The sequence below is a fragment of the Caballeronia sp. AZ10_KS36 genome, from assembly GCF_023631105.1.
Classification (GTDB): domain Bacteria; phylum Pseudomonadota; class Gammaproteobacteria; order Burkholderiales; family Burkholderiaceae; genus Caballeronia.
In genome coordinates this window covers 545,177-556,958 of record NZ_JALQDQ010000018.1, presented here as the reverse complement: position 1 = coordinate 556,958, position 11,782 = coordinate 545,177, and the positions used below count along the sequence as shown (strand labels likewise).

Annotated in this window: 9 protein-coding genes; 6 read left to right on the top strand and 3 right to left on the bottom strand. The window is 65.8% G+C overall.

The annotated features are described in order from the left end of the window. Positions 1–2: 2 nt before the first annotated feature. The 3 genes from NCR35_RS12785 to NCR35_RS12775 form a co-directional block, all read right to left on the bottom strand. Complete coding sequence (locus NCR35_RS12785) at positions 3–824, bottom strand: SIR2 family NAD-dependent protein deacylase (protein ID WP_250534625.1); 822 nt, start codon at positions 822–824, stop codon at positions 3–5. After that, positions 821–1,921 carry a helix-turn-helix transcriptional regulator gene (locus NCR35_RS12780; protein WP_250534624.1) on the bottom strand — a complete coding sequence of 367 codons (1,101 nt, stop codon included), beginning with the start codon at positions 1,919–1,921 and terminating at the stop codon, positions 821–823. Before NCR35_RS12780 ends, NCR35_RS12785 begins: the two co-directional genes overlap by 4 nt. 84 nt (positions 1,922–2,005) lie before the next feature. Further along, positions 2,006–4,714 (bottom strand): winged helix-turn-helix domain-containing protein, encoded by a 2,709-nt coding sequence (locus NCR35_RS12775; RefSeq protein WP_250534623.1) that lies wholly within the window; start codon positions 4,712–4,714, stop codon positions 2,006–2,008. Positions 4,715–4,898: 184 nt separating this feature from the next. Here NCR35_RS12775 and NCR35_RS12770 point away from each other — a divergent pair, with 184 nt between their 5' ends. The 6 genes from NCR35_RS12770 (at position 4,899) to NCR35_RS12745 (ending at position 11,773) form a co-directional block, all read left to right on the top strand. Beyond that, a complete protein-coding gene (locus tag NCR35_RS12770) occupies positions 4,899–5,669 on the top strand; it encodes an enoyl-CoA hydratase/isomerase family protein (RefSeq protein WP_250534622.1) in 771 nt (256 codons plus the stop codon). A 27-nt stretch (positions 5,670–5,696) separates the two neighbouring features. Beyond that, positions 5,697–6,938, top strand: coding sequence for a thiolase family protein (locus tag NCR35_RS12765; RefSeq protein WP_250534621.1), 1,242 nt, complete (start codon positions 5,697–5,699; stop codon positions 6,936–6,938). A 35-nt stretch (positions 6,939–6,973) separates the two neighbouring features. Further along, a complete protein-coding gene (locus tag NCR35_RS12760; protein ID WP_250534620.1) occupies positions 6,974–8,116 on the top strand; it encodes an acyl-CoA dehydrogenase family protein in 1,143 nt (380 codons plus the stop codon). A gap of 63 nt (positions 8,117–8,179) precedes the next feature. Then, positions 8,180–9,253 carry an MBL fold metallo-hydrolase gene (locus NCR35_RS12755; RefSeq protein WP_250534619.1) on the top strand — a complete coding sequence of 358 codons (1,074 nt, stop codon included), beginning with the start codon at positions 8,180–8,182 and terminating at the stop codon, positions 9,251–9,253. A 125-nt stretch (positions 9,254–9,378) separates the two neighbouring features. Then, a complete protein-coding gene (locus NCR35_RS12750; RefSeq protein ID WP_250534618.1) occupies positions 9,379–10,560 on the top strand; it encodes a lipid-transfer protein in 1,182 nt (393 codons plus the stop codon). 13 nt (positions 10,561–10,573) lie between these two features. Beyond that, positions 10,574–11,773, top strand: coding sequence for an acyl-CoA dehydrogenase family protein (locus NCR35_RS12745; protein ID WP_250534617.1), 1,200 nt, complete (start codon positions 10,574–10,576; stop codon positions 11,771–11,773). Positions 11,774–11,782 lie beyond the last annotated feature (9 nt).

Genomic DNA, 11,782 nt, shown 5'->3' with positions numbered 1-11,782 from the left:
GATCAGCCGTTCAGCGCGCGATCGAGCCGCAGCAGCGTGTCCTTCGCGCCGCCCGCGATACCCACGCCGACGCCCGGCGCGATGCCGTGCTCGCGCGGATTGATGCGCACGACGCGCGGGCCGTGCCGTTCGCTGAAGCGCCGCACCGTCGGCAGCGCGCGGCCCGCGCCCAGTTCCACGACGACGAGCCGTTCGACGCTTCGAAGCCAAGCCGCAAGTCGCCGTTCCTCTTGCGCCGATTGCGTGTCGATCCAGTTCCAGTCACCGAACATCAGAATGTTCGGACGCGCGAGACGGCCGCAATGCGGACAAAGCGGCAACGCGTTGAGGAGTTCGCAGCGGCTTTCGTCGACGACCGGCTCGAACGCGTCGGCGGCCCAGATGTCGTTCGTGCAGGCGTCGATGCACTGCATCGCGTGAATCGCGCCGTGGCACTGCGCGACGCGCTCGGCCGCGAAACCGGCGCGCTGGAATTGACCATCGACGTTGCTCGTGAAGACGAACGCGCCGTGACGCATGCGCGCGCCCCAGCGCCGCAGCACGTCGAAACCTTTGTGCGGCTGCGTCGCGCGATACAGCGCCAGCCGATGCCCGTAGAAGCCCCACGCAAGACGCGGGTGCCGCACGAAGCCCTCGGGATTCGCCATCTCTTCGAATGAAAAGCCGTGATGCCGCAACGCCGGATACGCGCGCCAGAAGCCTTCCGGGCCGCGAAAGTCGGGCAGGCCCGAATCGACGCCCATGCCCGCGCCTGCGGTAATCAGGAGGCCATCGGCGTCGGCGATCCACGCAGCCGCTTGCTGGATGAGCGCTTCGTCGCTCATGCCGCTTCTCCTGCGTGCGCGCGTGCCGTTGCATGCCGATAGCGGTTTGCGAGCTTCAGATAGTCCTGCGCGAACTCGTCGCGCAACGCCTGCGGCGCAAGAATCTCGACGCCCGCGCCGAGCGCCCGCAGCCACCAGCGCAGCTTGAGGCTCGGCGTGACGGTGCCGGTCACTTTCATGCGGCCGTCGGGCAGGGTGTCGATTTGCTGATCCTTCGACATCGGCGATTCGCGCAACTGATTGCCCGCGCTGCCTTCGAACGCAAGCTCCAGCTTCACGGCCGGTTCGGGCAAAAAGTCGAACGCCTGCTGCGTCTCGATGTATTTGCGCAGCCGGAAATCCGCCGGATAGCTGAACGATTCGCCCGACTCCGTGACCGACCGGATGCGGTCCAGCCGATACAGCGCACGCGCCGATTCCGGCTCGCCTTCGCCGGCCGGCGGCGCGCGGCGCGGGTCTTGCGCCACCATGTACATGACGCCCGCCGATTCGACGAGCGCGAGCGGCCAGAGGCGCTTCGTCTTCGGCGCATCGCTCTTTTCCTTGCTCTCGCTGCGGTACGCGGCGCGATACTGCACGAGCAATTCGCGCTCGAAGAACGTCGCGGTCGCTACCGTGTTGAAGATCTCCGGACGCAGCTTCGGGCGAATCAGCGTGAACGCGCCATCCACGGAATCGATCTTGTCGGCCCACGCGCGATACATGCGGCTGTCCGCTTTTTCCTGCGACAGCCGCGCTTCTGCCGCCTTGAACAGCGGATCGATGTCTTGCGTGACGGCGGCCGGCAGCTTGTTGCCGGCGAAGCGCTGAAGAATATGAAACGCGACGGCCTCCGACGCGCTCATCAACCCGACGCCTTCCTGAAGGCCGTGCAGCCACGGCTTGCGCTGCCACAGCAACTCGCGGCCGTTGATGGTGGAGATGACGCGCGACTCGGCTTCCAGCGCGCTCAGATGGCGCTGCACCTTTTTCGTATATCCGACGCGATGCCCGCGCTCTTCGAGCCGGCGGCGCACTTCGGGCGTCGAGAGCCACGAGACGGCGTCCCGTTCCGTCGGCAGCACGCGGAGAATGGCTTCGTCGAGACTGGAGGTCATGGAGCGGTTCCTTGAGGCGTTATCGCCTCATTATAGGAACGACCGGGACACAAGGTGTCTCGAACGACAAGTCGCAAGCGAAGCCTACTGAATCAGCTCCTGCTTACGCGCCCAGACCATTGCGTCGTAACGGCTCGATACGCCCAGTTTGGCGAATATATTGCGCAGGTTCCATTTCACGGTTTCGAGCGTGACGTTCAGCGTAAGCGCGATGCGCTTGTTCGACATGGCCTGCGCGACGAGCCCGAGAATTTCGACCTCGCGTTGCGTGAGCACCGCGGCCGTCTTCGACGTGTTCGCGCGCCGCAGCATCGACGCGGCGTCGTCCGCGCTGGCGCTATCGGCGAACTTCGCGACCAGCTCTTCCAGATAGCGCAGGCTCAACGCGTCGAGCCGCTTCTCGCGCAAAAGAGCGCCGAGCTGTTTGCCGACGATATGCGCTTCATCGACGAACGTCCGCACGAGGCCGAGCTCGCGTCCCGCCTGCACCGCGCGCAGCAGGCATGCGCTGGCGTCGTCGGTCCGCTTCATGTCCGCGAGCACCGCGCCCGACAACAGATCGACGAGCGCAAGCAAGCGGCTACGGTTGAAGCCGACGGCATGCGCCCGGACGAGATCGAGCGCCCGCAACGCTTCGGCCGGATCGTCGTTGCGCAACACGCGCGCGCGCGTGAGCGCCGCGTTCGCCGCGATTTCATCGGGAAGCGCAGCGTCGTCGGTATTCCGTTTGGCGCGCGCCAGTTCGCCCAGCAATGCGGAGCTCTCGCTCGCGCCCGCGCGATCGCCTTTGACGAGCAGCACCTTGACCTGTTCGGCGAGCATATAGCTGACGGCGCGCCGCTGCCCGAGGCTTTGCAGATGCGATGTCTGCTGCCGGATGAACGCGAGCGCGGCATCCGCGCCTTCCTGCAACAGATCGAGCCTCGCGCGGCACAGCGATGCCCAGATCGTGACATCCGGTCCCGACGAATGCAGCAGGCCGCGCCGGTTCGCGATCGTCTCGCGGGCGTCGTCGATGCGATCGAGCTCGTAGTGGACCTCCGCCAGCAGGCCGGCGCACACGTTCGCGCTGATCGAATGGTGGCCCGCCGCCTTCACCGATCGCGCGAGCAACGCCGAGCCGAGACGCTCGGCATCGCGCATGCGGCCTTCAGACATGAGATTCGACACCAGGGTCGCTTCGACGACGAGCGCCATGTCGTTGTTGCGATCCGCGTGCGGGACATGGTGCGTGTCGAAGAGACGCTTGGCTTCCGCATAGCGGCCCACCGACCGGTACGCGACGCCCAGTTCCGCAATCAGCATGTAGCGCAGGAACGGGTTCTCGACGGCCGCGTCGCGCACCGGTTCGAGCAGTTCGATCATGCGCGCGGCGTCGTCGTTCTGGAACGCGATGGCCGCCTCGACGAGCGGCAGACTGCGCTCGATTTCCGGCGGAACCGTGTGCGCGCCGCTGCGCAATTGCGCGAGCCACGCCTTGGCTTTCGCGGGACGCGACGTCAGCGAAACGGTCAGGCAGGCGAGAAACAACAGGCGCGGATGACGGAACAGCACTTCTTCCGGCACGCGATCCAGCAGATGCAGCGTCGGGCTCAGATAGTCGAGATTCCACGTCGCGGGCGCGGCGCGCTCGATCATGCCGGTGGCGTACTCGATGTCGTTGCCGAGACTCGCGTGGCGCATGGCCTCGGCGAGCAGGCCGTTCTCCGCGAACCAGCGCGCGCCGCGCCTGTGCAGGTCGTTCACGGCGTCGCGGCCGCGCCGCTCCAGACGCGTCGAAAGAAACTCGCCGAAGAGCCGATGCAGGCGATACCAGATCATTCTGTCGTCCGAATCGATCCGGATGGTGAGCAGGTTGTCGTCCTCCATCTTCTTCAAGAGGTCCGCCGCGTTCGCCTGACCCGTCACGCTCTGCGCGAGCGACGCGTTGAAGCGCCGGAACACGCACATGCTTTCGGCGAACGCCGTCAGTTCCGCCGGCAGATGCGCGATGATCTCTTCGCTTAGATAGGTCTGCAGATCATTGGAGCGCCACACGAGATCCTGCAGCATGCTCCGCGCTTCCGGCCGGTTGCGCAGCATCGTGACGATGAGTTGCAGGCACGACGGCCAGCCGCTCGTCAGCTCGTGAATCAGGCCGAGTTCGTCCGCATTGATCTTGCCGGGCCCAAGGTTTTCATCGAGAAAATGCCGTGTTTCCGGCAGATCGAACGGCAACTCCGCGCTGTCCACTTCGACGGTCTGGCCCATCATCCGCAAGCGGCTGAGACTCAACGGCGGCGTCACGCGCGACGAAATCACGAGGTGCAGATTGCCCGGCCCGTGGTCCAGCAGCTTCTGCACGAACTTGTGCGCGGCGGGCGCTTCGACGTGGTGATAGTCGTCGATGATCAGATACACGTCCTTCGGCAAATCGACCGCGCCTTCGACGATGGCCGCGATCGCCGCGTCCATTGCGCTCGCGCTCGTGTCGTCGGGCGGCATGCCGGTTTCGACGGAGATGCAGAGGCGCTGCATCGCCGCGAAAAGTTCGGTGCAGAAATCCGCGTAGCCGCCGTCGTCGGCAGTGAGCGAAAGCCATGCGACTTCCGCTCCGGACTTCAGGCAGTTCTGCCGCCATTGCGCGAGCAGCACGGTCTTGCCGTAGCCGGCGCTGCCGGACACGAGCGCGAGTCTCGCCTGATGCACGCGATCCAGTTGCGCAAGCAGGTTCGTGCGAGGGACATGCCGTGCGCCGATGCGCGGCGGCGAAAACTTGGTGGAAACCAGGTGTTTGGTGAAAGGCGTGGGCAAGTCGTCACCTAGTCGATGCGGTCGTGCGGCGGCCGCGAAGCCGCGCTGGGGATGCTCTCTTCGGCGGTCGCTCGACCGCCTGCGATAGCCCCCCCTGAACGAGGGGTGTCAATCGGATGACCGGAAACTAACTTACCCGAACGCGAACGTCAACGAAGGCAATTACTAATACTGTGGAGGAGAGATGAGTTTTTCACATGCGCTCGTGGGCTCCGTAGGCTGGCTGACGATGGACCGTCCGGCCGCGATGAACAGCCTGAATCGCGAGATGGTCACCGGGTTGACCGAGCAACTGAAGGCATGGCGCGATGACGAGTCCGTACGCGTCGTCGTGCTGACGGGTAACGGCCGCGCGTTCTGCGCAGGCGCCGATCTGATCGAAGCCGCCGCTCCGCCCGCAGAAGGCGTGCGCGATTTCCTCGAAATCATCGTCGAGTTCTTCGACACGCTGCGCGCGTTTCCGAAGCCGGTCATCGCCGCCGTGAACGGGCTCGCGCTGGCGGGCGGCCTCGAAATCGTGCTGGCGTGCGACATCGTGCTTGCATCGGAGACGGCCAAGCTGGGCGACGCGCATTCGAACTTCGGCGTGTTTCCGGGCGCGGGCGGCGCGGCCATTCTGCCGCGCAAGGTGCCTGTGAACGTCGCGCGTTATCTGCTCTTCACGGGCGATGCGATGAGCGCCGCCGAACTCAAGGCGCACGGACTCGTGAACGAAGTGCTCGCGCCGTCGGAACTCGCCGCGCGCGCGCAGGCGCTCGCCGACAAGCTCGCCAAGAAGAGCCCGCTCGTGCTCGCGCGCATGAAGCGCGTGGCGAACGAAGCGCCTGACAAATCCGCCGCCGACGCGCTGCGTCACGAACTGCTGGAGCTTCGCGATCATCAGCGGTCCTACGATGTGAAGGAAGGGCTGCGCGCCTTCGCCGAAAAGCGCGAGCCGGTCTTCAAGGGCTGCTGACACTCACTCGAACTTCAAGGTATCCACATGGAAAAAGTCTATATCGTCGGTGTCGGCATGACGCCGTTCGGCCGCCACCTCGACAAGTCGGTCAAGCAACTGACGGCGTGGGCCGTCGAAGATGCGCTGAAGGATTCCGGCTGCGATCGGAAGTGGGTGCAGGCGGCGTACTTCGGCAATACCACGCAGGGCCACATGCAGGGCCAGCACATGATTCGCGGCCAGGTCGCGCTGATTCCGGCGGGCTTCGGCGGCATCCCGATTCATAACGTCGAGAGCGCGTGCGCGTCGGCGAGCAGCGCGTTCCATCTCGCGGTGACGCAGCTTCGCGCCGGCATGGCGGATGTCGTGCTCGCCGTGGGTGCGGAAAAGATGTACTCGTCGGACAAGGCGCGCATGTTCTCCGTGTTCGATTCCGCGTGGGACGTCGAAACCGCCGAGGCCAACGCGGCGCAGATCGTCGATCTCGGCAAGAACATTTCGCCGCCGCCGGGCACCACGTCGGACAAGCCGTACAGCGTGTTCATGGACGTGTACGCGGGCATCGGCCGGCAACTCATGTCGCGGCTCGGCATCACGCAGCGTCAGTTCGCGGCGGTGTCGTCGAAGAATCACAATCATTCGGTGCACAACGAGCGGTCGCAGTACCGCAAGCCGATGAGCATCGACGAGATTCTCGCCGCGCCGCCGATCACCTATCCGCTGACCTTGCCGATGTGCTCGCCGATTTCCGACGGCGCGGCGGCTGCCATTCTGTGCACGGAGTCGGCGCTGGCACGCTACGGCTTCGATCGCAAGCGCGCGGTGCGCGTGCTCGCAACGGTCGTGCGCTCGGCCTCGCCACGCGCCGGCGACGATCTCGCCAATCACATCACCGTGCATGCCGCGAAGCTGGCCTATGACGAAGCGGGCATCGGACCGGAAGACATCCACGTGGCCGAACTGCACGACGCGTCGGCCATCGGTGAAATCGCGCTGTGCGAGAACCTGGGCCTGTGCCGCTCGGGCGACAGCGGCGCAATGGCCGAGCGCGGCGAGACGAGCATCGGCGGGCGGCTGCCGATCAATCCATCGGGTGGTCTGGAGTCGAAGGGGCATCCCATCGGCGCGACGGGGCTTGGGCAGATTTTCGAACTCGTCGAACAGTTGCGCGGCGAGTGCGGCCCGCGCCAAGTGGAAGGCGCGCGCTTCGCGATTCAGGGCAACGGCGGCGGCCTGTGGGGCGTCGAGGAAAGCATCGACCACATCGGCATTTTCGGCCGCGCATGAACTCGCGCATGACACCCGCTATCCAGAGATAAACGATGCCTTATCAACTGCCTACAGAAGACCAGAACCTCGCGGTCGAGAGCTTCCGCAAGTTTCTGCAAACCGAAGTCAAACCCGTCGCGCGCGAATACCGCGACCGCTTCATCCCCAAGGAGAAGATGCGCGAGCTGACGCAGCGCATCGCCGAATTCGGCCTGCCGGGCTGCACCGTGCCGGTGGAATACGGCGGCATGGGCTGGTCGATGGCCATGCAGGGCATGCTGTTCGAAGAACTCGTGGCGTGCTCGTGCGATGTCGCGCTCGCGGTGATGCTCAACATGGGCCTCGCCTCGATGCTGGTCAACGCGCGTCCCGAAGTGCGCGACCGCTACATGCCCGGCGTGTTGGCGGGCAAGATTTTCGGTTCCATCGGCATCAGCGAGCCGGATGTCGGTTCGAATGTCGCGGAAATCAAGACGCGCGCCGTGCGTGACGGCGACCACTACATCGTCAATGGCGAGAAGACGTGGATCACGAACGGCGTGTATTCCGACGTGCTCATCTGCACGGTGCGCACGGAAACGGGCCTCTCGCATATCCTTATCGACCGCGCGGAACACGGCTATGAAGCGCGCAACATCGAGAAGATCGCGTTGAGTTCGCAATCGACCGCGCAGATTTTCATCACCGATGCGCGCGTGCCGGCGACCAATCTCATCGGCGAAGAAGGCGAAGGGCTGCGCAACACGATGAAGGTGTTCGAGACCGCGCGGGCGCATGTCGGCACGCTGTCGGTCGGCATCATGCGCGCGTCGCTGGAAGAGTCCATCGCGTATGCGAAGGAGCGCAAGCAGTTCGGCAAGGTGCTCGCGTCGCATCAGTTGATCGCGGCGAAGATCGCGAACATGGCAATGCTCCTCGATGCGTCCCGCCTCATGTGCCAGCGCGTGTTCGGCCTGATCGACGCGGGGGTGCGCTGCGACATGCAGGCGTCCATGGCGAAGGCGTTCGCCACGGAGTCGGCCGTGCGCGTCTGCCGCGACGCCGTGCAGCTTCACGGCGGCAACGGCATCACGAAGGAGTTCAACGTCGAGCGTCTCCTGCGCGAAGCCATCGTCATTCCGATCCCGGACGGCACCACGGAAATTCAGCAGCTTGTCATCTCGCGCGCGCTCACGGGCGTCGCCGCGTTCACCTGACGCGCCGGCTTCATTGTGCGAAGCGAGCGGTCCGCGAGAGACCGCCGACCATCGGAGACTCGCATGAACAGCGACGAATCGACTATCCGCCTCGCGGCAAGCGGCGGGCTGCATTACCCGTTCGACGCGGTTCCCGCATCCGGCGAAGCAATCGAAGTCGCCCCCGGCGTGCTGTGGATGCGCCTGCCGTTGCCGGCGTCGCTCGATCATGTGAACGTCTGGGCGCTGGAAGACGGCGACGGCTGGGCGATTGTCGACACCGGCCTATTCATGCCGGATGCCCCGTCGCGGTGGGGCGCGCTGCTCGCCGGTCCGCTCGGCTCGCGCCGCATCACGCGCGTGTTCGCGACGCACCATCACGCCGACCACGCGGGCATGGCCGGCTGGCTCGCGCGCCGCTTCGACTGCGAGCTATGGATGACGCGGGCGGAGTACCTGACGTGCCGCGCCTTCGTGGCAGAGCAGGGCCGCGAGGCGCCGCAAGACGCGATTCGCTTCTATCGCCGCGCGGGATGGCGTCGCGATACGATCGAGCAATATCGCTCGCGCTTCGGCATCGCGGCGGGCATGGTGTTTCCGCTGCCCGACAGCTTTCGCCGGATGGAAGACCGGCAGACGCTCGATATCGGCAAGCGCCGCTGGCGTGTCACCGTCGGGCTCGGGCACTCGCCGGAGCACGCCTGCCTGTATTGCCCCGAACTGAATGTGCTGATCTCGGGCGATCACGTGTTGCCGCGCATCTCGTCGAACGTGTCGGTGCATCCGGTGGAGCCCAGCGCCAATCCGCTCGGCGAATGGCTGGCATCGCTCAGCCGGTTCGCGCGGACCGTACCGGCCAATGCCCTCGTGCTGCCGTCGCACAATGAGCCATTTCACGGGCTGCACGAGCGCATAGAACGGCTCGACGCCGCCGCGCGACGCGGGCTTGGGAAACTGCGTGACCGGCTCGCCGAACCGCGACGCGCGGTGGACGTCTTCGGCACGCTCTTCGCCGGCGCGGTGGAGGAGGCGCGCTTTAGCCGCTACACGCTCGCGACCGGCGAGGCGCTGGCGTATCTCAACTACTTGCTGGCCAACGGCGAAGCGACTTCGCAGGCGGACGACGACGGCGTACTCTGGTATCGCATGCGCGCATGACCCCGCTTTCGGCGCGGCGGCGCGCCCCCTTGAAACGAGGGGTGTAGCGCGCGCGGCCCGCTGCCTATGATGGACCGATGCCGGTTCTGTCGAACCGCGAGACGACGATAATCGAAGGAGAACATATGACGCGCAAAGTAGTGGTGGCGGGCGTCGGCATGGTGCCGTTCAAGAAGCCGGGTGCGAGCGAAACATACGATCTGATGGGCGCCGAGGCCGCGCGCGCGGCGCTCGCGGACGCCCGCGTGCCGTACGAATCCGTTCAGCAAGCCTACGCCTGCTTCGTCTATGGCGATTCCACGGCGGGCCAGCGCGCGCTCTATCACGTCGGCATGACGGGCCTGCCCATCTTCAACGTGAACAACAACTGCTCGACCGGCTCCACGGGCCTCTTTCTCGCTCGCCAGGCGATCGAAGCCGGCGCCATCGACGTCGCGCTCGTGGTCGGCTTCGAGCAGATGAACCCCGGCGCGCTCGGCAGCTACTTCAACGACCGGCCGCTGCCCTCCGAGCTTTTCCTCGCGCAATGCGAGCGGCTCGGCGTGCCGCAGGACATTCCCCCGGCGCTGCGCATCTTCGGCGGCGCGGGCATGGAGCACATGAAGCGTTTCGACACGCCGCTTTCGTCGTTCGCCAAGATTCGCGCGAAGGCGAGCGGCCACGCCGCGAACAATCCGCTCGCGGTATTCCGCAAGGTCGTGACCGCCGAAGACGTGCTGGCCGATCAGGTCCTGTGGCCCGGCGTGATGACGCGTCTCATGGCCTGCCCGCCGACCTGCGGCGCGGCGGCGGCCGTGTTGTGCAGCGAAGACTACGCGCGGCGTCACGGGCTCGATACGCGCGTGTGGATCGCCGCGCAGGCGCTGACGACGGATCGCCCGGAATCGCTCACGGGCGACGATCTGCGCTATGTCGCGGGTTACGGCATGAGCCGGGAAGCCGCGAATCAGGTGTACGAAGCGTCGGGCATCGGGCCGAAGGACGTGCAGGTGGTCGAGCTGCACGACTGCTTTGCGCACAACGAACTCATCACCTACGAGGCGCTCGGCCTGTGCCCGGAAGGCGGCGCGGCGAAGTTCATCGACGACGGCGACAACACGTATGGCGGACGCCACGTGGTCAATCCGTCGGGCGGGCTGCTGTCGAAGGGGCACCCGCTCGGCGCGACCGGCCTCGCACAGTGCACCGAGCTGGTTCAGCAGTTGCGCGGCACCGCGGGCGACCGGCAGGTGGAGAACGCGCGCGTGGCGCTGCAACACAACGTCGGAATCGGCGGCGCGTGCGTCGTCACGATGTATCGCAACTGAACCGGAGCATGCGATGGATTTCCAACCTGATCCGGGTCTCGATGCATTCCGCAAGGAGGTCCGCGCTTTTCTGCGCGAGAGCCTGCCGGCCGATCTCGCGGGCAAGCCCGTCGGCAGCGTGCGTTCCGTGCGCGCCGATCTCGTGCGCTGGCAGCGCATCCTGAACGAACGCGGCTGGGGCGCGCCGTACTGGCCGAAGCAGCATGAAGGCACCGGCTGGTCGGTGATGCAGCGGCTCGTGTTCGATGAAGAGTGCGTGGCGGCCGGCGCGCCGACGCAGGACGGCTTCGCGCACAAGCTCTTCGGCCCCGTGCTGAACGAATTCGGCTCGCCGGAGCAGCAGGCGCTACATCGGCCGCTCATCTTGAGCGGCGAGCGGCTGTGGTGTCAGGGCTTCTCCGAACCGGGTTCGGGTTCGGACCTCGCGTCGCTCTCGACGCGCGCCGAACGCGACGGCGACCATTACATCGTCAACGGCCAGAAGATCTGGACGAGCTACGCGCACGAATCGGACTGGATCTTCCTGCTCGTGCGTACGAACGCGGACGCGAAGAAGCAGGCGGGCATCAGCTTCCTGCTCGTCGATATGGCGACGCCCGGCATTACCGTGCGCCCGATCCGCAGCATCGACGATTGCCATCACCTGAACGAAACGTTCTTCGACAACGTGCGGGTGCCGGTGGCCAACCGCATCGGCGAAGAGGGCGAGGGCTGGAAAATCACCAAGTTCCTGCTCAACAACGAACATGCGACGGCGGCGGATCTGCCGATTCTCCGGCGCTTTCTCGCGCAGATCCGTTCGCTCGCGAGAAGCGAGCATTCGGGCGGCGGGTTGCTGATCGAGCAGCCCGAGTTCGCGCAGAAGCTCGCGCGCTTCGAAGCCGAGGTGAGCGCCATCGCGACGATGGTCACGCGCGTCGCGGCGATGGAAGAGGACCACAGTCCCGCCGCCCACGCGATGGGTTCCATCCTCAAGGTGCGCGGGACCGAGTTGCAGCAACGCCTGTCGGAGTTCATCGTCGAGGCGCTCGGCGATTACGGCGCGGTGGCGTATCCCGAGCCACACGATCCCGCACTCGGCGAACCCTTGCCTCACCAGCACGCCGGTCGCGGCAAGGCGAACGAGATGTTCTTCCGGCGCGCTTCCACCATTTACGGCGGAACGAGTGAAGTGCAGCGCGGCATCATCGCGAAGATGCTGTTCCAACTCTGACGGGGCGCA